The sequence below is a fragment of the Parapedobacter soli genome (assembly GCF_025460835.1).
Taxonomy (GTDB): Bacteria; Bacteroidota; Bacteroidia; order Sphingobacteriales; family Sphingobacteriaceae; genus Parapedobacter; species Parapedobacter soli.
The window spans coordinates 76,265-100,149 of the sequence record NZ_JAMXAY010000002.1; the positions used below are offsets into that span (position 1 = coordinate 76,265).

At 52.1% G+C, this 23,885-nt stretch carries 18 protein-coding genes, 1 tRNA gene and 1 other RNA gene; 9 read left to right on the forward strand and 11 right to left on the reverse strand.

The window, feature by feature from the left end; translation table 11 throughout:
- Window positions 1-333 precede the first annotated feature (333 nt).
- Window positions 334-4,368, forward strand: a complete 4,035-nt coding sequence (locus NGM62_RS01430; protein WP_449301301.1) for a filamin/ABP280 repeat domain-containing protein — start codon at window positions 334-336, stop codon at window positions 4,366-4,368.
- 48 nt (window positions 4,369-4,416) lie between these two features.
- Window positions 4,417-5,316, forward strand: coding sequence for a PorP/SprF family type IX secretion system membrane protein (locus NGM62_RS01435; RefSeq protein ID WP_262245408.1), 900 nt, complete (start codon window positions 4,417-4,419; stop codon window positions 5,314-5,316).
- On the opposite strand, the gene NGM62_RS01440 is transcribed toward NGM62_RS01435, so the two are convergent.
- Window positions 5,299-6,168 (reverse strand): cupin-like domain-containing protein, encoded by an 870-nt coding sequence (locus NGM62_RS01440; protein ID WP_262245409.1) that lies wholly within the window; start codon window positions 6,166-6,168, stop codon window positions 5,299-5,301. The genes NGM62_RS01435 and NGM62_RS01440 overlap by 18 nt on opposite strands.
- On the reverse strand, window positions 6,155-7,708 hold the full coding sequence (locus NGM62_RS01445; protein WP_262245410.1) for a phytoene desaturase family protein: 1,554 nt from the start codon (window positions 7,706-7,708) through the stop codon (window positions 6,155-6,157). The genes NGM62_RS01440 and NGM62_RS01445 overlap by 14 nt, the downstream gene beginning before the upstream one ends.
- A 97-nt stretch (window positions 7,709-7,805) precedes the next feature.
- Between NGM62_RS01445 and NGM62_RS01450 the strand changes: the two genes are divergently transcribed.
- Window positions 7,806-8,543 (forward strand): copper homeostasis protein CutC, encoded by a 738-nt coding sequence (locus NGM62_RS01450; protein WP_262245411.1) that lies wholly within the window; start codon window positions 7,806-7,808, stop codon window positions 8,541-8,543.
- 19 nt (window positions 8,544-8,562) lie between these two features.
- On the opposite strand, the gene NGM62_RS01455 is transcribed toward NGM62_RS01450, so the two are convergent.
- Entirely contained in the window at window positions 8,563-8,745 is a 183-nt protein-coding gene (locus tag NGM62_RS01455; RefSeq protein ID WP_262245412.1) for a spore protein, read from the reverse strand.
- Between the two features lie 27 nt (window positions 8,746-8,772).
- Window positions 8,773-8,843: transfer RNA gene (locus tag NGM62_RS01460), tRNA-Cys, on the reverse strand.
- 231 nt (window positions 8,844-9,074) lie between these two features.
- Between NGM62_RS01460 and NGM62_RS01465 the strand changes: the two genes are divergently transcribed.
- Window positions 9,075-9,722 (forward strand): porin family protein, encoded by a 648-nt coding sequence (locus NGM62_RS01465; protein ID WP_262245413.1) that lies wholly within the window; start codon window positions 9,075-9,077, stop codon window positions 9,720-9,722.
- A 76-nt stretch (window positions 9,723-9,798) separates the two neighbouring features.
- Here NGM62_RS01465 and rpsJ read toward each other — a convergent pair whose 3' ends face one another.
- The 4 genes from rpsJ to rpsL form a co-directional block, all read right to left on the reverse strand.
- Complete coding sequence (gene rpsJ / locus NGM62_RS01470) at window positions 9,799-10,104, reverse strand: 30S ribosomal protein S10 (RefSeq protein ID WP_002993539.1); 306 nt, start codon at window positions 10,102-10,104, stop codon at window positions 9,799-9,801.
- 65 nt (window positions 10,105-10,169) lie between these two features.
- Window positions 10,170-12,284 (reverse strand): elongation factor G, encoded by a 2,115-nt coding sequence (gene fusA / locus NGM62_RS01475; protein WP_262245414.1) that lies wholly within the window; start codon window positions 12,282-12,284, stop codon window positions 10,170-10,172.
- 130 nt (window positions 12,285-12,414) lie between these two features.
- A complete protein-coding gene (gene rpsG, locus NGM62_RS01480; protein WP_262245415.1) occupies window positions 12,415-12,882 on the reverse strand; it encodes a 30S ribosomal protein S7 in 468 nt (155 codons plus the stop codon).
- A 19-nt stretch (window positions 12,883-12,901) separates the two neighbouring features.
- Window positions 12,902-13,309, reverse strand: a complete 408-nt coding sequence (rpsL, locus tag NGM62_RS01485) for a 30S ribosomal protein S12 (protein WP_262245416.1) — start codon at window positions 13,307-13,309, stop codon at window positions 12,902-12,904.
- A 100-nt stretch (window positions 13,310-13,409) separates the two neighbouring features.
- Here rpsL and NGM62_RS01490 point away from each other — a divergent pair, with 100 nt between their 5' ends.
- The gene (locus tag NGM62_RS01490) at window positions 13,410-13,571 is read left to right on the forward strand and encodes a hypothetical protein (protein ID WP_262245417.1); all 162 of its coding nucleotides are present in this window, start codon (window positions 13,410-13,412) and stop codon (window positions 13,569-13,571) included.
- Window positions 13,572-13,633: 62 nt separating this feature from the next.
- Here NGM62_RS01490 and ssrA read toward each other — a convergent pair.
- The 3 genes from ssrA to hisG all read right to left on the reverse strand — a co-directional run bounded on the left by ssrA (window position 13,634) and on the right by hisG (window position 16,188).
- Window positions 13,634-14,001, reverse strand: a transfer-messenger RNA (tmRNA) gene (ssrA, locus tag NGM62_RS01495).
- 41 nt (window positions 14,002-14,042) lie between these two features.
- Entirely contained in the window at window positions 14,043-15,329 is a 1,287-nt protein-coding gene (gene hisD, locus NGM62_RS01500; protein WP_262245418.1) for a histidinol dehydrogenase, read from the reverse strand.
- A gap of 7 nt (window positions 15,330-15,336) precedes the next feature.
- Complete coding sequence (hisG, locus tag NGM62_RS01505) at window positions 15,337-16,188, reverse strand: ATP phosphoribosyltransferase (RefSeq protein WP_262245419.1); 852 nt, start codon at window positions 16,186-16,188, stop codon at window positions 15,337-15,339.
- A 432-nt stretch (window positions 16,189-16,620) separates the two neighbouring features.
- On the opposite strand from hisG, the gene NGM62_RS01510 reads away from it, so the two are divergent.
- The 4 genes from NGM62_RS01510 to NGM62_RS01525 are packed head-to-tail and all read left to right on the forward strand — an operon-like array spanning window position 16,621 to window position 23,881.
- On the forward strand, window positions 16,621-19,077 hold the full coding sequence (locus tag NGM62_RS01510; RefSeq protein ID WP_262245420.1) for a glycoside hydrolase family 31 protein: 2,457 nt from the start codon (window positions 16,621-16,623) through the stop codon (window positions 19,075-19,077).
- Window positions 19,078-19,095: 18 nt separating this feature from the next.
- Window positions 19,096-21,153: a 1,4-alpha-glucan branching protein GlgB gene (gene glgB / locus NGM62_RS01515; RefSeq protein WP_262245421.1), complete on the forward strand. Its 2,058-nt coding sequence runs from the start codon at window positions 19,096-19,098 to the stop codon at window positions 21,151-21,153.
- A gap of 4 nt (window positions 21,154-21,157) precedes the next feature.
- Complete coding sequence (locus NGM62_RS01520) at window positions 21,158-22,606, forward strand: glycogen synthase (RefSeq protein ID WP_262245422.1); 1,449 nt, start codon at window positions 21,158-21,160, stop codon at window positions 22,604-22,606.
- Between the two features lie 6 nt (window positions 22,607-22,612).
- Window positions 22,613-23,881 (forward strand): glucose-1-phosphate adenylyltransferase, encoded by a 1,269-nt coding sequence (locus tag NGM62_RS01525; RefSeq protein WP_262245538.1) that lies wholly within the window; start codon window positions 22,613-22,615, stop codon window positions 23,879-23,881.
- Window positions 23,882-23,885: the final 4 nt, after the last annotated feature.

The window sequence follows — 23,885 nt, forward strand, 5'->3', positions numbered from 1 at the left end:
ACCGCGATCAGCGGCGGTCCGTACAGCAGCGTTGTGTCTTCAGCTGCTGCCGATGCGACCAATACGACCGCTTCTGTTCCGGCGGGTACTGCGGGCGAGGTGACCACAGTTACCATTACCGTTATTGATGAGTACAATAACGCTGTCACTGGTGCTGCAGCTGACCTTGCTATCACGCTGACCGGCTCGAATGCCACCACCACATTAAGCGCCATCATCGATAACGGCGATGGCACCTATACAGTGACCTACACGCCGACTGTTGCTGGAACGGACAATATAGCCATCGCGCTTGGTGGTACCGCGATCAGCGGCAGTCCGTACAGCAGCGTTGTGTCTTCAGCTGATGCGGATGCAACCAATACGACCGCGTCGGTACCGGCAGGCACGGCGGGTGAGGAGACGACCATCACGGTCACCGTTCTTGATGAGTTTGACAACCCTGTTACTGGTGCTGCTGCGGATCTTGCTATCACGCTGACCGGTGCCAACGCTACTGCAACCGTAAGCGCTATCACCGATAACGGCGCCGGCACCTACACGGCTACTTACACACCGACTGTTGCGGGCACTGACCAGGTTGCCATCACGCTTGATGGTGCCGCGATTGGCGGCAGTCCGTACAGCAGCGTTGTGTCTTCAGCTGATGCGGATGCAACCAATACGACCGCGTCGGTACCGGTAGGCACGGCCGGTGAGGAGACGACCATCACGGTCACCGTGCTGGATNCCAACACCACTGCTTCTGTTCCGGCAGGCACGGCCGGTGAGGTGACCACAGTTACCATTACCGTTCTTGATGAGTACAATAACCCTGTCACTGGTGCTGCGGCTGACCTTGCTATCACGCTGACCGGCGCCAACGCTACTGCGACCGTAAGCGCTATCACCGATAACGGCGATGGCACATATACGCTTACCTACACGCCGACTGTTGCGGGCAGCGATGATGTCGCGATTGCCTTAGCGGGTGTTGCCATCAACGGCAGCCCTTATACTTCTACCGTATCAGCGGGGGAACTGACCAAACTCGTCATCGTGACGCAACCAAGCGCCACAGCTCAAAGTGGAAAACTGTTTGATCAGCAGCCGGTCATTGAGTTGCAGGACGCATACGGCAATCCTACCAATCCGGAAGAAAGTATTCGAACAGTATTAAGTGTATCCATTGTACAGGGAGAAGGTACACTGATTAATCGAGCTGTGAGGCGGATCACGCGTGATACCGATCGATGGAGTTTCACCGATTTGGGAATCGCCGGTAAAACGGGTGTCTATAAACTGGAGTTCGCATTAGAGACAAGTCCAGGAACATACGACGTCACATCGGCAACATCAAACACTATTACGCTGATTGCTGGCGATGCGGATGCGTCGACCACAACCGCGGTGGTCCCCTCTGGCACGGCGGGGGCAGAAACAAGCATAACCATCAGCGTTCGAGATAGCGAAAGCAATCCGGTAAGTGGATTACCACTAACTAATCTCGTAGTCACCGTCAACGGAGCCAATGCTGGCGTTGAAGTAGGCGCCATCATCGATAACGGCGATGGCACCTACACCGTGGCATATACGCCAACCATTGCCGGAACGGACAATATTGCAATCACGCTTGCCGGTGCCGCCACCAGCGGCAGTCCGTACACCTCGGAAGTCACGCATGCCTCACTTGCGAAAATCGCATTGACCGGTGACGTAACGGATTTGGCATCCGGGGCTACGCGCGAATTGACAGCAACGTTGCAAGACGCATACGGCAATACGGTTACTACCGGTGCAGAAAGCGAATACGTGGTCACTTTTACACTAGGTGGGGAAGGGTCGGCTTCCAACTTTGGACCGGTTGCCGCAAATAGTGGTGTGGCAAAGATCACTTTAACGGGCGAAGAACCTGGAAATGTGACTGTATTAGCAATTATTCCAACTGTACCTCCACTGGTAACGAATCCGTTAATGTTTATCGTTACCGTGGATAAGACGCGATTGTTAGCGGCAATAGAAGAAGCCCGGGACCTGACAGCAACCGAGTATTCTGTTGACAGCTGGAAGGTTGTTGAAACGGCTCTTGCCGCAGCCGAGCTGGTTTATACTAATGTGAGAGCTACCCAATTGGAAATCGACACTGCCGAGCAGGTGCTGCGCGAAGCGCTGGCTAATCTTGGCGTTGACAAATCCGGTCTGCAATCGGCCATCACGGAAGCCGAAGGCTTGACGGAAACGGATTACTCAACCGCGAGTTGGTCAACGTTTGAATCGGCGTTGACTGTAGCTGAAACGGTGAATGATGATGCAGATGCCACGCAGTCGGAGATCGACGTAGCCGAGCAGGCCCTGCGTGATGCGCTGGCTAACCTTGGCGTTGACAAGGTAGTGTTGCAGACGGCGATCACGGAAACCGAAGTCTTGGTGGAAACAGATTATTCGCCCGCGAGCTGGGCCGCTTTGCAAGAGGCACTGGAAATCGCGCAGACCGTATTTGACGATCCGAACGCCACGCAATCTGCAATCGGCGCGGCATTGGAGAACCTGAACAACGCGCTAGCGAATCTGTCGACTGGAAATTTGCTAACCGCACCGACGAACGTAGTGGCGCAGGCCGGCGATAAACAGGTGCAGCTCACTTGGAAGGCCCCACAAAATGACCATGGTGCTGCGATAACCGACTATCTAATTCAGTATACCACGGATAACGGCGCTGTTTGGCAGACGGTGGGCGACGGTGTTTCGACGATAACCAACACGGTGGTTGCCGGGTTAACGAACAACATGACCTACCGGTTCCGCATAGCTGCGGTGAATGCGGCCGGTATCGGCGCATTTAGCACCGCAACCGATGTGCTGGTGCCCTCGATACCGGTGCCCGATGAAACGGGTGAGCTGCCAATGCTGCAGCCGGGCGAAACCATCATCATGGTGGATGGCCAGCCGAAAATAGTTACCGTGGAGGTAATCGATAACAGCTATTTGCGACTACGTGGCGATGGATTCGCTATGGATTTGACTTCGATAGGTGTCAATGGCCAGCTTATTCCAATCACCAGTGTAAACGCGGTGATCCGCATTGTCCGCGGTCAAGGTGCCGTTGTACAGCTAACGGGCTATGGTTTCGAACCTGGCACGGTAGTGACGATGTACATCTTCTCCGCGCCACAGCTATTGGGCCGGGTTCCCGTACAGGAAGACGGTACGTTCAATGGAACATTGTCGATACCGGCTGATCTGGAGCTCGGCCGCCATACACTGCAAGCCAATGGTGTGGTGCGCGATACGCGGGCGGAGCGTTCGGTGTCGGTAGGCGTATTGGTCGTGGAAGAACTGGAACAGCAAATCACCTTTGACCCACTACCGACCAAGACGTACGGCGACTCTGAGTTTGCATTGCAGGGGACAGCTACCAGTGGGTTGCCGGTTTCGTACCGCATAACGGACATGCAGGGCAATGACACGGATGCTGCCATCTTAGTGGATGGTAACCGTGTACGTATAAATGGTGCAGGTACGGTGCAAATCATAGCATCGCAACCGGGTGCAGGAAATTATGGGGCCGCCGAAGATGCGGTTCGGACGCTGGTTATCCAGCCCGCTACCCTCTCGGTTTCGGTTCAAGCTGTCGACCGACCGTACGGGGAGGCCAATCCGGCGTTTGTTCTCCACTATTCGGGTTTCGTGAAAGACGATACCGAACAGGAATTGGAACAAGCGCCGGTGGCCGCAACCGTGGCCTCGCCGCGCAGCGATATCGGCACCTATCCAATCACGGTAGCTGGTGGGAAATCAGACAACTATGTGTTTGATTATACCCCGTCAACGCTGACGGTGCTGCGCGCCCACCAGCAGATCGCATTCAACACGCCGGCCAACTTAGACCGCAGTGCAGGCCGCGTACCGCTGGATGTGCAGGCGAGCAGTGGCCTGCCGGTAACCCTGTTGCTGGATGATGAGCAGGTAGCCAGGCTTGATGGGACGGTCCTCGATGTGTTGCGTGTGGGAACCATCACCATCACGGCTACACAGGAGGGAAATGCCAATTATTTCCCGGCCGATCCCGTGAGCGTCACCATCCACATAACGGACGGCAGCGACTTTCCCGTGCGGGTGCATCAAGCGGTGTCGCCCAATGGCGATGGAATCAACGAGTTCCTGATGATTGAGGGAATCAGGGACTTCCCTGAAAACCGCGTGACCATCATCAGTAAGAACGGAACGGTATTATTCGAGCTATCGGGATACGATAATGGCAGTAGGGTATTCCGCGGAATGTCTACGGGGCAGCTGCTGCTGCCCGCCGGCACCTACTTTTACGTGGTCGAAATAAAAGAAAACGGTGTGTGGCGGGCGCAGAAAGGGTATTTTGTGATGAGGTACTAACGTGGACGGCTGTCGCAAACCGATAATCGTGCGTTTTAAAAAAAGGAAATGAAAAGAATAACAATGAGTGCGGTGGTTGCGGTGCTGATGTCAGCAGCCACCGCTTATGCCCAACAACCGCTGACCCATACACAATATGGGCGGCTGCGGACGGTTTTGAATCCGGCGGCGAGTTTGCTGACGGCGGGTGGCGAAGTGAGTGTAATCAGCAGGCGCCAATGGGTGGGAGTGGACGGTTCGCCTTCGGTATTTTGGGGAGGCGGCCATATCGGATTCAAAGATTTCGGTGCCACGGCCGGCCTTACCCTCCGCCACGAAAGCATCGCGGTGGAAAGACTGTCCGAGGCCAGCGCCTTTTTTGCAAAGAGCGTGCGCATATCGGAAATGGAACACGTTGCCATGTCCTTGAACGCCGGTATCACCTATATGGATGGGCGCTTTTCGCAACTGGATCCACAAGATCCCGCATTCCGCGATGACGTGCGGGAAGTTGATCCGCTGGTAGGCTTCGGGGTGATGTTATACAGCCCCGAACGCTACTACATAGGGCTCTCCCTGCCACGGCTGATGCTGGGTAGTTTGGGTGGGTCTGACGACAGCCGGTATAACTTCCGCAATATCTATCACCTTACCGCGGGCGCGCTCTTTCCACTGGGTCCGGATTTCCACGTGCGCCCAGCAGTGTTGGTGACCTACTCGGAAAGCCTGCGCCCGCAGGCGGAAGCCTCTGCCTTGTTTTTTATCAAGCAGGTTTTTGGCATCGGTGGAAACTTCCGCAGCTATGGAGAGGTGGCAGGCATGGCGGAGTTCAATTTTGGCGGGTTGGGCCTCGGATATAGCTACCAGTTTAATCCGGCCGGCGATGTGTCCAGCAGGCGCATCAATAATACCACGCATGAAATCGGAGTTCGCTATCGGTTCGGCAATCAGCTAGGCGGACTTCTCTAGTGCCCGGTGCGTTCGCCTATGGGCCCATCGGTCTTTGAAATCCAGCCATTTCTGGCCCCTCATCTTGCGCATGGAGTTGTCAATGAGCCGCATTACGAATACATTATATAACATCTGAGCTACCCGCCCCGGTGTGCGCGGCAGTGCGCGCAGGGTCATCGAAAAGCCGCCGTCGAGGTAGGTGATGTAATGCCACCATCCACCGGGCATATAGAGCGAATCGCCGTGCTCCATGTACACCTCGTACCCCTGCACATGCTTCAATGCCGGATACTGCTCGAAGTCGGGGTTGTCCAGGTCTATTTTGTCGATATTATGTATTGAAAACGGTACCTTGTAGAGGTGCCTGCTCTGGTCGGGGGCAAAGAGTACCACTCGTTTCCTGCCTTCGAAATGGATATGCAGGTTGTCTGGCAGGTCGATATCGTAATGCGGGAACACCTTAGATAGTCCGCCGCCAAAGAAAAGTGCGGGCAGCCGCTTAAAAAACTTGAGGCCCAGGTCGGGATATTCGAAATCTTCGAGCAGCTGTGGACAGTGGTCTTTCAACGTATAAAAGAAAATCCGCAAATCGGTAGGTTCCGACTGGAGCAGATCGATATAGTCACCGAAACGCATTTTCATCACTGGCTCGTAAACACTTTCTTTTCCCTCGGCAGGTTTATTATTATAGAGGGGGATGGTCTGTTCCCCTGCCAGCGCTTTAATATGGTCAAATGTCCACTTACTGTTCCACGTATTGGTGAGGTTCTCGATAAGTACAGGCTGTTGGGTACGGTAGTACCGGTTGAGGAATGCCTCCTTCGGTATCGGCTGTATACGTTCGAGAGGTTTGAGATTAAGCATTGTCATAGGTATCGGGGGTTTTTAATCCATTTTTTGCATTTATTTTTTGGAGTAGGTAATCCCTGCCCAGTATTTCCGAACAGGTCAGCACTGCACAGATGGTGACGCCGAGTATGCCGTGCATATTGACACTCTGTCCGGTAAGCAACAGGTTTTTCAATTTCGTGCGGGTAGGGAGATTGTTTTTTAGCGGTTGGTTGGCGTCTTTCACAAAACCGTACATTCCACCTGTTTCACTGCCAATGTAATCGCGGTAGGTCAGTGGGGTGGATGTGTAGGTGGCGCGGATATGCTTGCGTATGCCGGGGAATTTCTTTTCCAGTTCGTCGAGCATAATTTCGGTTTTCCGTCGCTTGAATTCCTCATAATCGTCGCCCCGGTAACGGGTCTTGGCTACCGTGTTGTGTGTTGCCGCCCATTTGGCCACCTCTTCATAGCGCATGTACGTAAATACGGTCATCCCCTCCGCCCATCTGTCGTTTTCACTTTTCGCATTCATCGACACCATGTATCCGGTAGGCCAGTCCGTCTCGTCATAATCGACGTTGTCCCATACGCTCGCTTCATCTTTGAAGTGGTAATAGTTATGGTTGAAGTAAGGTATCTGCCCTGGCTTCAGCACAATGTAGAGGCTGAATGACGAAATGGTGTTCTCCGCCTGCCGGATGTGGTTGCTGTATGATTTGCGGATGGGGTAATTGCCCATCAGCCTAAGTGTTTGCTTTGGATCGATGTTGGATATGAATGTATCTGCTCGATACTCGCTCCCGTCGGTCGTTGATACCGACCGGAGTAACCCATTGTCGATATGAAACTGAGACACCTCTTTGTATTTCAGTGTCTTGCCTCCGTTTTTGTGGATTTCCTTAATCAGTAGTTTAGCGATTTGGCTGCCACCGTTTATACAGCGCCAAGCACTATCGATATATGAGTTGACGGAAAGGGCGTGGACATAAAACGGGGTCTTGTTGGCTATTCCTGCATACAGCAGGTTGGTTCCGGCAAGGACAGCACGAAGTGTCGGGTCGGTGGTACAGCTATTTATCACATCGCGTACCTTCAGGCCCAGGATGTCTTTATTCCATTCATAGTCGTCTTTTCCATTAAGGTAATACAACGGGAATTGCCGGCAGACCTCCTGCATGGTGGTATAAAAGCGGGTAATGCCATCGCGTTCATCCGGGAAGTAGCAGCACAGCTGGTCGATGAAATTGTCCCCACCTTGCGCATAACGGTATTCATTCGGGTCATTGTCGAATGTGATCCGGTCAAAGCCATCCTCGTCCATCTGCTTCACACGGAGTTTGTCGGCGATGCCGAGGTAGTTGAAATATTGATAGAGGTTCTGGCCCTGTTGCAATCCGCCTAGGTAGTGTACACCCGTATCGAATATGCAACGGTTTCGTACGAAGGTCTGTAGGTTGCCGCCGTATTGCTTGTTCTTTTCCAATACCAATACCTTGAGCCCCTCCTTTGCAAGGATAGTAGCACAGACTAGTCCCCCCAGACCGCTTCCGATGACGATGATGTCGAATGTTTCGCGCATGCTGCTGTAAATATAAGGATTTGTTGGTTTGGAGACGTTTTGTTGTTAGTTAGGGCAAATTTGGTTAGGTTTGGGGTGAACACTAACTCTGATAGCTATGGAAAAAAAGTACCTCTTAGAGATCTGTGCGAACTCACTTACCTCCGCTTTGATGGCGCAGGATGGTGGCGCAGACCGTGTCGAATTGTGCCAGAACCTGGAAGCTGGTGGAACAACCCCTTCGTTGGGGCAAATATGGCTAACCCGCGAAGCGTTAACCATCGGTTTGCATGTGCTGATCCGGCCACGTGCGGGGGATTTCTTGTATTCACCGCTTGAATTTAGAGAGATGCAGGGAGATATCCTATTCTGCAAAGAAGCGAAATGCGATGGAGTGGTAATCGGTTTGTTGCTTAAGGACGGGCGGGTTGATACAGCACGTATGGCAGAGCTTATTGAGTTGGCCCGGCCGATGCACGTGACGTTTCACCGGGCATTCGATCGTTGCAGAGACCCATTTGAAGCATTGGAGGCCATCATCGACCTCGGTTGCAACCGTCTCCTTACTTCAGGCATGAAGAATACCGCGCCGGAAGGTGCGGCGACCATCGCCCAGTTGGTCGGGCAGGCAGCGGGAAGAATTGAGGTAATGCCGGGATCGGGTATCAATGATCACAACATCAAAGAGATTGCTGCGGCAACGGGAGCCACGTCGTTCCATACTTCGGCCAAAACCCAATGGCCGAGTGACATGGAATACGCTAATGATGACGTTGGTGGGATGGGCGGCGCCGTATGGGTATCCGATATAGAAAAAATCCGCCGTATGGCGGATATCGTGAAAAATCTACAGTAAAAGCCGGATAATAAAGGCCTTATTTTTTAAAGCCCGCTTCCAACTGGTCAAGTACGGCGTTGTTCTTGACGATTTGGCTGTTGGCCGGCATTTTGGAACGGCTGCCAGTCTCCAGATTACGGCCAAGTTTCAAAAACTGCACCTCGTTTTTGGCCACTACTTTATTTCTTCTGTCTTTTCTTTTTAAGCGTGTAACTCCCATTTTCTTATTCTTTTTTCGTAAAAAACGAGGTCGGAAGCGGATTCGAACCGCTGTAAAAGGTTTTGCAGACCTCTGCCTAGCCACTCGGCCACCCGACCCTATCGTTAAAGGAATGCAAAGCTAAGATAAATTATTGAAATTAAGAAAGACAGGAGCTATTAATTTACCAGTGTATAATTATGCATACACTTGGCCATGCCACCGGACTGGAAAATATTGAGCTGATAATTAGTTGATTAAGCCACTGTAAGAAAGAGTGGCGCATATCTTGTAATCCACTGCGTGGTTTTAAATACAAATTAGAACATAAAATATAGGAGAAAACAAAAATGAAAAAGTTATTATCAGTATTACTTGGTTTAGGTGTTTCAATGGGTGCTTTTGCCCAGGAGACCAGCTTCGGCGTCAAGGCCGGCGTGAATTTGGGCCAGTATAGCAACGTATCGGATGATGCGAAAGATTACCAGAAGCTGAACCCGTCATTTTACCTGACTGGCTATGTGGATTTGCCGGTAGCACCGCAGTTTTCTATCCAGCCCGGGCTCTCCCTACAGGGAAAAGGGAGTAAGTTTTCGTACGATGGTAACAATTTGGACGGAAGTATTACGAGGAATGTAATGGACCTGGAGATTCCCGTGAATGCCGTTTATTATATCCCCACGGGTGGTGCTGGGTCGGTATTCTTAGGGGCTGGGCCGTATGCCGCTTATTCGCTGAGTGGAAAGGTGAAGAGTAAGGGGAACGTAGGCGACATAGTAGGTGGAGAGAGCGAATACGACCTTGATTTCGGAGGTGATGATCGGGACCAGAATGCTTTCGATTTCGGGCTGAATTTTATGGCAGGCTACCGATTGTCCAGTGGTTTCCTGATCAATGCAGGTTATGGCCTTGGTTTAGCCAACTTATCGCCGAGCGACAACAGTAACAGCAAGTTTTCCAATAGGGTGCTGTCGATAGGTGTCGGTTTTCAGCTGTAATAACACAAACCATTAATAATAAAAAAAGCCTGCCGCGTCTGAAACGCGGCAGGCTTTTTTGTTCAGTAAGAAACCGTCACACCTTGATTTCCACTTCAACACCGCTGGGCAGTTCGAGCTTCATAAGCGCGTCGACCGTTTTGGAGTTGGAGCTGTAGATGTCTAGTAGCCGTTTATACGCACAGAGTTGGAATTGTTCACGGGCCTTTTTGTTCACGTGTGGTGAACGCAAAACCGTGTAAATCTTTTTCTCGGTCGGCAAGGGGATAGGTCCGCTCACGACAGCTCCTGTGGGTTTTACAGTTTTGACGATTTTCTCGGCAGATTTATCTACCAAGTTGTAATCGTACGATTTCAATTTGATTCTGATTCGTTGGCTCATGCTATTTAGTTAAAATGATGGCTGCCTGTTAGAGCTATTAACAACAGGCAGCCTGTGATATATGGTTAAACGTTTACTTTCCCTTTTGCTTTGGCAATCACCTCGTCTTGGATGTTGCGTGGTGCTTCTGCGTAGTGGTCGAACTCCATCGTGGAAGTAGCGCGGCCCGAAGTGATGGTGCGCAGTTGCGTAACATATCCAAACATTTCAGACAGCGGTACCAATGCTTTGATCACTTGTGATCCGGCCCGTGTATCTACACCTTGTAGTTGTCCGCGACGGCGGTTGAGGTCGCCCATCACATCACCCATGTTTTCTTCCGGGGTAAGCACTTCGATCTTCATGATCGGTTCCATCAATACCGGCTGGCATTTCGGAAGGGCTTCGCGGAATGCGGTACGGGCACAGATTTCGAACGACAGTGAGTCGGAGTCGACCGCGTGGAATGAACCATCGATCAGGCGTACTTTCATGTTTGAAAGCGGATAGCCCGCCAGCACACCATTTACCATCGACGATTCGAATCCTTTTTGTACCGATGGGATGTATTCCTTCGGGATTGCCCCGCCCACGATTTCATTGACGAATTGAAGCGGTGACTTGCTGGTGTCGTAGTCGGCGTCCACAGGGGAAATAACCACCTGTATGTCGGCGAATTTACCCCGCCCACCGGTCTGCTTCTTGTATACCTCGCGGTGTTGGGTGGTGCCGTTGATGGATTCTTTGTAAGCTACCTGCGGTGCCCCTTGGTTCACCTCCACCTTGAACTCACGCCGCAGACGGTCGATGAGGATATCCAAGTGGAGCTCACCCATTCCGGAGATAACGGTCTGGCCGGTCTCTTCGTCAGACTGCACGCGGAAAGTCGGGTCTTCCTCGGCCAGTTTGCCCAATGCGACGCCGAGTTTATCTACGTCTGCTTGAGTTTTTGGCTCGATCGCCAAGCCGATTACCGGCTCAGGGAAATTCATGGACTCCAATATGATGGGGTTTTTCTCATCACAAAGGGTGTCGCCTGTTTTGATATCTTTAAAGCCGACTACCGCCCCGATATCACCGGCGCCGATGTTTGCAATCGGATTTTGCTTATTGGCGTGCATCTGGAATATGCGCGAGATGCGCTCTTTGTTGTCTGACCGGGTGTTATACACGTAAGAGCCAGCGTCCAGATTGCCTGAATAAACGCGGATAAAGCAGAGGCGGCCTACGAACGGGTCAGTCGCAATCTTGAACGCCAATGCCGAGAACGGCTCTTTGACGTCTGGTTTGCGGATAATTTCCTGGTCGTTGCGCGGGTCGGTGCCTTTTACCGCTTCTTGGTCGAGCGGTGAAGGCAGCAGCTCCATCACGAAGTCGAGCATGGTTTGTACCCCTTTGTTTTTGAAAGATGACCCGCATACCATCGGTACGATGGAATTATCGAGCACAGCCTTACGCAAAGCGTCCAGCACTTCCCGTTCGGTAATGGAGTTGGGGTCGTCGAAGAATTTCTCCATCAACGACTCATCATAACTGGCTACCGATTCCAAAAGATTTTCACGCCAGTGGGCCACGTCGTCTAGCATGTCGTCGGGGATGGGCACTTCCGTAAAGGTCATCCCTTTGTCTTCCTCGTTCCATACGATACCACGGTTGTTGATCAGGTCGACTACCCCTTTGAAGTTGTCTTCGGAGCCGATAGGCAATTGCAGGGGAACGGCTTCGGAGCCCAGCATTTCCTTCACCTGTTTTACCACGTTGAGGAAATCCGCACCGGAGCGGTCCATCTTGTTTACAAAACCGATACGGGGTACCTTGTAGTTGTCGGCCAACCGCCAGTTTGTTTCAGACTGCGGTTCTACACCGTCTACGGCCGAGAAAAGGAATACCAGCCCGTCCAAAACGCGGAGTGAGCGGTTTACCTCCACCGTAAAGTCTACGTGCCCCGGTGTATCGATGATGTTGACGTTATATTTGTTGCCACGATAGTTCCAAAACACGGTCACGGCGGCCGATGTAATGGTAATACCGCGCTCTTGCTCTTGAGCCATCCAGTCGGTCGTGGCCGAGCCTTCGTGTGTTTCACCGAGCTTGTGGTTTACTCCCGAATAAAAGAGGATACGTTCGGTAGTGGTGGTCTTGCCCGCATCAATGTGAGCGGCAATACCGATATTTCTTGTGTATTTTAAATCCCTTGACATCTTGTTCTGAGATAATCCGCCGGAAGCGGATGTGTTCAAAAGCGCACCATAAAAAATACACCGATTTTAGCGGTTAGGTTGCTTCCCTCTAAAAATCGGTGTAATTTCATTTGTGCTGTTTCATTAATTCTTAAAACCGGAAATGAGAGAATGCCTTGTTGGCCTCTGCCATCCGGTGGGTATCTTCCTTTTTCTTCACCGCTGCACCTTCTCCTTTGGATGCGGAGATGATTTCGGCAGCTAGTTTTTCGTACATGGTCTTTTCACCACGCTTGCGGGCGTAGCTGATCAGCCATTTCATACCCAAGGCAATCTTGCGCTCAGGGCGTACTTCCGTGGGCACTTGGAAGTTGGCGCCACCTACGCGGCGTGATTTGACCTCTACGGAGGGCATCACGTTGTTCAACGCCTTTTTCCAGGTCTCCAAGCCGTTTTCACTGGTTTTCTTTTCCACCAAATCCATCGACTTGTAAAATATGCTGTAAGCAAGTGATTTCTTGCCGTCAATCATCATGTTGTTGACAAAGCGGGTTACCTGCACTTCATTAAACTTCGGGTCAGGCAGAATGATTCTTTTTTTTGGTTTCGACTTTCTCATCTTCTTGTCCTCCGTTTAATTATTTCTTGCCTTTTGCCGGGGCTGCTGCCTGTCCGGGTTTAGGGCGTTTTGTCCCATACTTCGAACGCCGTTGGTTACGTCCGGTAACGCCCGAGGTATCCAATGCACCACGGATGATGTGGTAACGTACGCCAGGGAGGTCTTTCACCCGCCCGCCGCGGATCAACACGATAGAGTGTTCCTGAAGGTTGTGGCCCTCACCAGGGATGTAAGCGTTTACTTCTTTACCATTGGTAAGACGTACACGCGCCACTTTACGCATTGCTGAGTTTGGTTTCTTAGGGGTAGTGGTATACACACGTGTGCATACGCCTCTTCGCTGTGGACAGCTGTCCAACGCTGGGGACTTACTCTTGTCTTCCAGAGCTACTCTACCTTTTCTAACTAATTGTTGAATAGTAGGCATTTACCTTTTTTTAATTTTGCTTTTTTTATCCTAAACTTATTTTAAGGACGGCAAAGGTAGCTAGATTATTTTTGATTATCAAGGGGTTCGGTGAAAAAAAATGGCCCAACCCATCGTCAGGCTATTTCTGGTGGATCCGGAGGGATTGGCTGTGTCGCTCAGCCCCATGCTTATGGCCACAGCCATCTTTAGTGGGGGAGTCAAAGCAACGGCAAGCCATTCACTATGCTCATTCCTTTTTGTTGTTTTCCATCTTTGCTGAAGCGGGGCTTCGCAAAGTCTGTAAAACAACAAAACCCGGCTCTCGCCGGGCTTGCCGTTGCTTTGTGGATCCGGAGGGATTCGAACCCTCGTCCAGCCATGGTACAATATACGCTTTCTACATGCTTAGCTTCCGTTTCGTTGTCGGGAAAGGGTAGGCCGGACGCTTGCCTATACCGTTTTCCGTAGTTGCTTTATCTCGCTCACCCGTCACAACACCGGGCCAGCCAGCTTCGTAGTTCGATGCCCCTGGTGCCGCGCTACGGAGCCAAGCGCAAGCGGGACAAAAGCTGAGCTAATTCTAAATTAGGCAGCTAAGGCGTAGTTATTTTCGCCATTTATAGAGTTGAAAGTTGAGATTAAAGCGCCATACTCACAACGCGCTGCATGCTTACATAACCGTCTCCATCCTGTCAATTCCGGTCGGACCCTTGTTATGAAAGGTATCTGCAAAGATACGGGATTTTTGTAATTAATCCAACCGGATGGATACGGCGTTTTTATGCGCTTGAAGGCCCTCCAGCTCAGCCAATGTTTCCACCACGGGCCCCAGGTGCCGAAGCCCCTCGGTGGTGATCCGCTGGAACGTGATTTTTTTGACGAAAGAATCGACCGACACGCCCGAATACGACCGGGCAAACCCACTGGTAGGCAATGTGTGGTTGGTGCCGGAGGCGTAGTCGCCAGCGCTCTCCGGTGTATGGTGCCCTAAGAAAACAGATCCGGCATTTACAATCTTCCTCACCAAGCGTTCGCAATCGTCGGTTTCGATGATCAGGTGCTCAGGGGCATACCGGTTGCTGAAAGCCATGGCTTCGTCGAGCGTATCGCATACGATCGCATACGAGTTGGCAATGGCTTTCGCTGCGATAGCTGCGCGGGGCAATACGGCGAGCTGTGTGGCTAGAGCCGCCTGTACGCTGTTGACCAACCGCTCATCGGTGCATACCAACACCGCCTGGCTATCGGGCCCGTGCTCCGCTTGTGCCAGCAGGTCGGCCGCAACATAAGATGCGTTGGCCGTATGGTCGGCGACAACAAGTACTTCGGAAGGACCGGCAGGCATGTCGATACTCACCTGGGTGAGCCCTTGTATCAGGCTTTTGGCTTTGGTGACGTATTGGTTGCCCGGCCCGAATATCTTGTCTACCTTAGGTACGGTGGCTGTGCCGTACGCCATGGCGGCTATCGCTTGTGCCCCTCCAACCAGGTAAACCCGGTTTATTTGCAGCAGTTGCAGACAGTATGCCACATAGCCGTTTATAAGGCCGTCGGCTTGTGGCGGCGAGCAAACCACGATCTCCTTGCAGCCTGCAATACGGGCAGGCACACCGAGCATCAGCAGCGTACTGGGCAATACGGCCGAGCCACCCGGGATGTATAGTCCCACCTTTTCGATGGGGCGTGGTTCGCGCCAGCATGTTACCCCCGGCATGGTTTCCACAGCCCGTTCTTTGCGTTGCTGCGTTTCGTGGAAACGATGGATATTGGCAAACGCGATCTCCAGCGCCCGCTGCTGTTCGCGCCCGACGGTAGCAGCCAGGGCCGCAATCTCCTCAGTCCCGAGGTACAGGCGTTCCAGTTGCACGCCATCAAACTTGGCCGTATAGTCCTTTAGTGCTGTATCGCCATTCGTACGCACCTCCTCTATAATAGCAGTTACGGACTGTTGTATCGAATGGGAGGGGTCGGTGTTGCGGGCCAGCAGGCGCTGGAAGTCTTGCTCTTGAAGCGATTGGTATCGATAGGTCTTCAGCATGGCAGGGTTACATGATGATTTTTTCTACGGGCATCACCACGATGCCTTGGGCACCGGCAGCTTTCAGCTTGTTGATTTTGTCCCAGAAGTCTTGCTCAGCGATAACGGTGTGCACCGCCACCCAGTTTTCCTCCGCCAGCGGCACGATCGTAGGGCTTTTTACGCCGGGTAGCAGGTCGATTATTTCTTTCAGGCTACTGCGTTCCACGTTGAGCACTACATATTTCGTTTCCTCTGCCCGCAGTACCGACTGGATACGCTGGATCAGCTCGCGTACCACCGGATTGCTGTCGATGCCATTCTTGCTGATGAGGATGGCTTCAGATGTCATGATATCGGCAAACGGCTTGAGCCCGTTGCTGCGCAATGTGCCCCCGGTGGAAACAATGTCGAATATAGCATCGCTCAACTCCAATGCCGGCGATATTTCTACTGAACCGGATATCGTGCGGATATCGGCAGCGATGTCGTTCTCGTCGAGGAATTTCCTGAGGATGGTAGGGTAGGATGTCGCAATGGCTTTGCCATTCAGGTCGGCCAGCTCGTTGAACTCACTGTGTGTCGGGACCGCGATTTTGAGGCTGCACTTCCCAAAACCTAGCCGTTGGAGGTAGCGCACATCGGCTTCCGTTTCAGCGATGACGTTTTCACCTACAATACCCAGGTCGGCAATTCCATCCTGTACATATTCGGGGATGTCGTCATCGCGGAGGAATAGGATCTCCAAGGGGAAATTGGCAACGGTGGTAATCAACGAGCTTTTGTAGTTATCGAAATTCAGACCACAATTTTTCAGCAGCTGCACAGATTTCTCGTTGAGCCTGCCGGATTTCTGTATTGCGATTTTCAGATTTTTCATGAGTGGGTAACGGGTTTATTTATGTCTGTGAAACCGGCCATGCCATCGGCTATACTAATAGGTGATTCCATGCTGGTTTCAATGTGTGTTATAATTATTAATACAAGGATAAAAACATCGGGTGTCAAACTGCTTCACGTAGAAACATACAAATTAAATATCGCCGCGGAGGCGATGATGATGTATGAACGGATGGATGAAAGCAATCTGCATGTTTTCTATTAATAATCCATGAAGTTGGTGGGCAAATATAGCAGGTAAATACGTTCCGTGCAAATTTTTATGCACATCCGCGTGCATCGCATATCGCGTGCGGATAGTATAGTGCCGAAAAGACATCCGGCTGTGAAAGGCGGAAAAAAAAGAAACGACTGATAAATTGTTTTAATTTTCCAAAAAATGTACTTTGGCTAAAATTAAGAGGTAATATTTATGGCGAAGGATTTGACTAAACAACAAGAAACAGACACAAATACCACTCCCCAGATACTGGAAGAGGGAATACACCACGTGAATAACCCGGTATTGGATTTGCCGGAGATTGTAAAGAACTATCTCGGGCCGGTTGCCGACTATCACCAGGAAAACAACAACTATTACTTCACTGACGGGAGTGCTGTGGTGGAGGTGAAGGTGGTGAGTGATGAAATCATACGCGTTCGGCTAGCCCCGAACGGGCAGTTTTTGGAAGACTTCTCCTATGCCGTACCGCAGACCGACCAACACGTAACGGTATATAATTTTGAAGAAGACCAGTACGTTTACCGTGTGAAAACCAATACGGTGACGTGTGTGATTAACAAAGCGGACTTCCTGATTTCGTTTGAAGACCGCAATGGCAAGGTGTACAACAAGGATTATTCGCCCATGCACTGGGAAGAGAACCCCGATTTCGGTGGGTATTACGTATACAGCACGAAGGAGGCCGTGGCCAACGAGGCATTTTATGGGCTAGGAGATAAACCCACCCACCTCAACCTGCGTGGCCGCCGATTTACCAATTGGAATTCCGATACCTACTCGTTCCAGTTCAATCAGGATCCACTTTATCGGAGCATCCCGTTTTATATCGGCTTGCACGGCGGAAATGCGTATGGTATTTTTTTCGACAACACGTTCAAAACCTATTTTGATTTTGCGGCCGAAGCGCACGACCAGACCAGCTTCTGGTCGGAAGGCGGCGAGTTGCAGTATTACTATATCCACGGGCCTCACATGATGGATGTGGTGAAACGTTACCACGTCATCACAGGCACCCACTACCTGCCGCCCCTGTGGGCCCTTGGTTTCCACCAATGCCGGTGGAGTTACTATCCCGAAAGTAAAGTGCGCGACCTTGCCAAGAATTTCCGCGAGCGCAAAATCCCCTGCGATGCGATCTACCTGGATATCGATTATATGGATGGCTACCGTTGCTTTACGTGGAATAAACACTATTTTCCCGATCCAAAGAAGATGATCAAGGAGCTCGCAGACGACGGCTTCCGCACGGTGGTGATCATCGATCCCGGCATCAAGGTGGATGAAAACTACTGGGTATTTAAGGAGGGGAAGAAAAACCACTATTTCTGCCGCCGCGGCGACGATTACTTCATGGAAGGGTATGTGTGGCCGGGCCGTTGCCAGTTTCCCGACTTCACCAATAAAGAAGTGCGTGAATGGTGGGGCGGGCTGTTCGGGGAGCTGGTAGAAGCCGGGGTAGCCGGTGTGTGGAACGATATGAATGAGCCCGCGGTATTTGGTAGGGGTACATTCCCCAATGACGTGCGCCACAATTTTGATGGTCACCGTGGCTCGCACCGCAAGGCACACAACGTGTACGGCATGCAGATGGTGCGTGCGACCTACGAAGGGCTCAAGAAACTGTTCCAGAAAAAGCGGCCATTTACCATCACCCGTGCCGCCTATGCCGGCACACAGCGTTATGCTTCGGTGTGGACAGGCGATAACATTGCCACGTGGGAGCACCTGCGCCTCGGCGTCTTGCAATTGCAGCGGTTGTCGGTATCGGGCCTGCCTTTCTGCGGCACGGATATCGGTGGTTTCAGCGGCGAGCCGGATGCCGAATTGTTTACGCGGTGGCTGCAGTTCGGGGTGTTCTCGCCATTCATGCGGGCCCATTCGGCTGGCGATACCGCCGAGCGCGAACCGTGGAGCTTCGGCCCCGAAAACGAAGCGCTGAACCGGAAGTTCATCGAGCTGCGCTACAAACTGCTGCCGTATATCTATTCGGTGTTTTGGGAACATACAAAATACGGCTTTCCGATACTGCGGCCGGTGACCATGCTGGAGCAGCATTTAGACAGCAACATCCAACGGGAAGAAGAGTTTTGCTTCGGCGACAAGCTGCTGGTATCGCCGGTATTGAATCCGGGGCAGCAGCGCAAGCGGGTATACCTGCCCCGCGGTACATGGTATGATTACTGGGACGATGTCCGTTTTGAAGGGGGGCAGGAGCACGAGGTGGATACACCCATCGAGAAGATGCCGATTTTTGTCAAGGCCGGAGCCGTCTTGCCCGAGTATCCCGTGATGCAATATGTGCATGAAAAACGGATCGAATCATTGAAATTGCTGGTTTACCATACGGATAAGAAAACAAATTCGTACCTTTATGAAGACCACGGCGATACGTTTGCATACGAGCAGCATATCTATTTGGAAAAGAAGTTCGTGGTAAAAGGTACATCCAAGGGCTTGACCATTACGCAGTATGTAGAAGGCTTGTATTCTGAGAAATACGACACGTACGACCTGCATTTTGCAGCTTTGCCGTTTGCGGTAAAGCAGGTGATGGTAGACGATAAGGCAACCACCTTTAAGAAGAATGACAAAGGCCATTATGTCGCAAAAGTGCCGAAGGATTTCAGAAGTATAGCTATTGCTTAACCCATTAAACCCAACGTGATGCAGCATTCGGTAGAAGTATATTCGTTATTTACGGATTTTGATGTAAACCTCTTCCGAGCAGGCAAACATCATAAACTGTATGAGAAGTTCGGTTCACATGCCCTGCTGCGAGACGGTACGGCAGGCACTTATTTTGCAGTGTGGGCCCCGAATGCCGAATCGGTATCGGTAATCGGCAACTTCAACGGCTGGAACCCATATTCGCACACGCTGCTGGTACGCTGGGACGGGTCGGGTATCTGGGAAGGCTTCATACCCGCGGTTGGCATAGGCGAGCTATATAAGTACCATATCAGGTCGTACCAGGGTGACACCGTAGAAAAAGCCGACCCCTTCGCGGTACAATGCGAATTGCCCCCCAAAACGGCTTCGGTAGTTTCTACCACATGGTATGAGTGGGACGATGATGATTGGATGCAGGTGCGGCATGAGCACAACGGACTGAACAAGCCCGTTGCCGTATATGAGCTACACCTCGGGTCGTGGATACGTAGCCCCGAAGACCCATCGCGGGTGCTCGGCTATCGCGATATTGCCGAAAAGCTGGTGCATTACATTAAGGAAGCCGGTTTCACCCACGTAGAGCTGATGCCCATCATGGAGCACCCCTATTACCCGTCGTGGGGTTATCAGATTACCGGCTACTTCGCCGCCTCATCGCGCTACGGATCGCCGCAGGACTTGATGTATCTCATCGAAGAACTGCACCGAAACGGCATCGGCGTGATATTAGACTGGGTACCGTCCCATTTCCCAGGCGATGCGCACGGCCTGTATCGGTTTGATGGGACGCATCTCTATGAACACCAGGATCCACGCCAGGGGTTCCATCCCGACTGGGGGTCTTACATCTTCAATTACGGCCGCAATGAGGTGCGTTCGTTCCTCATCAGCAATGCCGTATTCTGGCTGGATAGATACCACGTGGATGGAATGCGGGTAGATGCCGTAGCTTCCATGCTGTACCTCGACTACTCCCGTAAAGAAGGCGAGTGGGTACCCAATGAATACGGTGGGCGCGAAAACCTGCAGGCCATCAGTTTCCTGAAAGAACTGAATGAGGCGGTATACGGTTATTTCCCCGATGTGCAGACCATCGCCGAAGAGTCTACCTCATGGCCGGGCGTAAGCCGGCCGGTATACAGTGGTGGTCTCGGCTTCGGTATGAAATGGATGATGGGATGGATGCACGACACGCTCGAATATTTCGGCCGCGATCCGCTGTACAGGCAGCACCACCACGGCCAGGTTACCTTTAGCATGCTATATGCATTCCACGAAAACTTCATGTTGCCCCTCTCGCACGACGAAGTGGTGCACGGAAAGGGCCCGATGGTCTACAAGATGCCGGGCGACGAGTGGCAGCAATTTGCCAACCTGCGGACATTATACCTTTATATGTATACCCATCCTGGTACCAAACTGCTCTTCATGGGATGCGAATTCGGGCAGACGACCGAGTGGAACTGTAACCAGTCGCTCGATTGGCACCTCATGCAATATGAGCCGCACCAAGGCATGTTCGAGCTGGTGAAAGCCCTCAACCACCTGTATCGCGGCGAACCTGCGCTGTATGAACACAGCTTCAGCCCGGAGGGCTTCGAATGGATTGAGGCGGGCGACTCATCTAACACCGTACTTGCCTACGCCCGCAAAGGGGTGCGACGGGAAGACGACCTGCTCATCATCCTCAACCTTACGCCGGTAGTACGGTATTCGTATCGCTGCGGATTGCCATCGGAGGGCGAGTGGACGGTATTGCTCAATTCGGATGACCGCAACTACTACGGTAGCGGTGTGGAGCAGCACACGGTGACGGCCGAACCGATTCGCTGGATGAACAAAGACTGGTCGGCCATGTTTACCCTGCCCCCGCTGGCCGGGCTCGTACTCAAGCGGAGCGAGGCGCAGCAGACCAGCCGTAAGCGGGTCCAGCAGAGCAAGAAAACAGCGCTTGTGAAAGCCGAAAGTGCGGTTGATCCGGAAAAGAAAGCGAAGAAAAGAGCGACCGGCAAGAAAGCAACCGCCAAGAAAACAACTACAAAAGGGAACTAGCATCATGGGGAAACAAAAAGCACATCGCACAAGCAAGCACGTTATCCATTTGAGTGCCGAATGCTATCCCGTGGCCAAGGTGGGCGGACTGGGCGATGTAGTAGGCGCTTTACCCAAGTACCTGCAGCAAGCGGGCTTGCGCACTTGGGTAGTGCTGCCGTGGTACAACAAGCCTTTTGTGCAAAGCCACACATTTGAAGTGGTATACACCGGTTCGTTCAACCAAGGGTCGCGGCCGCTGGACATGACGGTGCTCAAGGAGCAAAGCGATGTGTTGGGGTTCGAGCTCTATTTGATCAAGATACCGGGCCTGCTGGACCGAGATGAGCCCTATGGCTATGCTGACGAGAGCGAACAATTTATGGCTTTCCAGCATGGCTTCCTACATTGGATTACCGAAGCTGGTATTGTGCCGGATGTGGTGCACTGCCACGACCATCATACGGGGCTCATCCCGTTCTTGATGTATTATAGCGATGCGTTTTCCGCGTTGAAGAAAGTGCCCACTGTGGGTACGGTGCATAACGGCCAGTACCAGGGCTGGATGGACTGGAACAAGGCTATTTTGCTCCCACCATTCGATACCTGGAAGTGGGGCCTGCTGGATTGGGACAAAACCATCAACCCTTTGGCGGCGCTGATTAAATGCTGCACCGTGTTTACCACCGTTTCGGAGGGCTACCTCGGCGAGTTGATGACGCAGGCCAACGGATTGGAGCAGCTCTTTGCGATGGAGCGCGCTAAAGGTGTGGGTATTGTGAACGGCATCGATACGGCGGTTTGGGATCCGGCGGCCGACCCCATGCTGCCGCACCACTACCCCCCCAGCCGGGTACAGTCGGGCAAAAAGAAAAATAAGGCATTTCTTTGTGAAGCTTATGGGCTGGACCCGGAAAAACCACTGCTCGCCTATATCGGGCGCTTCGCCGGCGAGAAAGGAGCCGATTTATTGCCTGATATCATCGAACGGCTCCTTGGTCGCGAAAACCGGGATGTATCCATCATGGTATTAGGCTCGGGCGATCCACAGGTACAGTCGGCCATAACATATTTAGCCAATCAATACCGGGGCCGGCTGGGGGCATACATCGGTTATGAGGAACAACTGTCGCACCGCATCTATGGAGCAGCCGATTTCCTGATTATGCCGTCACGGGTGGAACCCTGCGGCCTCAACCAGTTGTACGCTATGCGTTACGGTACGGTCCCCATTGTACGACGCACCGGCGGACTGAAAGACACCGTGCAGGATATTGCCGAGCCCGACGGATACGGCATTACATTCGCTGACGCGAATGCCGCCGACGCCAGCAACGCGGTGGGCCGGGCATTGGAACTCTATGCCGACCGGCAGCGTATGCAGCGGCTGCGTAAGCAATTGATGGCGCTCGATTTCTCTTGGGATAAGTCGGCCGTTTCATATATAGATCTTTATCAGAATATAACCGAATAGATTATGATTAAACACAGTGTAATTTCCGTAGTACTGGGAGGCGGCAAGGGGACACGCCTGTATCCATTGACAGAGAAGCGTTCAAAGCCCGCAGTGCCGATTGCCGGCAAATACCGCTTGGTGGATATCCCTATTTCCAATTGCCTCAATTCGGGCTATCACCGCATTTATGTGCTCACCCAGTTCAATTCCGCCTCGCTCAACGCCCACATCAAAAACACGTATAACTTCAGCCTGTTTAGCAAGGGCTTCGTAGACATACTGGCCGCGGAGCAAACCAACGAAGGGGAGCGTTGGTATCAGGGCACGGCAGATGCCGTCCGTCACCTGCTCCGCTACCTCAAGCACCACGATTATGAGCATGTACTTATCCTGTCGGGCGATCAATTGTACCAGATAGACTTCCAGGAAATGATCCGCTCGCATATCGAAGCGAATGCGGAGATATCGGTAGCAACCATTCCCGTTAATGCCAAGGACGCCACATCGTTCGGGATCCTCAAGTCTGATGAAGAAGGCAACATTACCTCATTCATCGAGAAACCCAACAGCTCACTGTTGCCGGATTGGGTATCCGAGGTGAGTGACGAAATGAAGGCTGCCGGTAGGGAATACCTCGCGTCGATGGGTATTTACGTATTCAATAAAGAGGTGCTCAGGCAGCTGTTGGCCGAGAGCGACGGTGTTGATTTCGGTAAGGAACTGCTACCCGAATCCATCGGCCAACGCCGTGTACACAGCTACCAATATCCGGGATACTGGACAGACATCGGTAACATCGATTCGTTTTTTGAAGCCAATATAGGCCTTACGGACGATATTCCCCTGTTCAACCTTTTCGACAAAGACACCATCTTTACGCGTCCGCGCATGCTGCCACCCTCCAAAGTGTCGGGTACCAAGCTCGATAAGGTTGTCCTTGCCGACGGGTGTATCGTGGCGGCCGACCAGATCGAACGGTCCGTTATCGGTGTGCGGTCGCGCATCGGTGCCGGCACGGTAATCAAGACCACCTACATGATGGGCTGTGATTTTTACCAGACGCTTGATGAAATCAGGCAGGCCAATGAGCAAGGCGTTCCATTGACCGGCGTAGGGGAGAATTGCTATATCGAAAATGCCATCATCGACAAGAACTGCTGTATAGGCAATAATGTCCGTATCACGGGGGGCAAGCATCTGGAAGATGGCGATTTCGAAACACATGTTATACGCGATGGTATCGTGGTTACCAAAAAGCGGGCGATATTACCCACCGGCACGGTGATTGGGTAGCTAT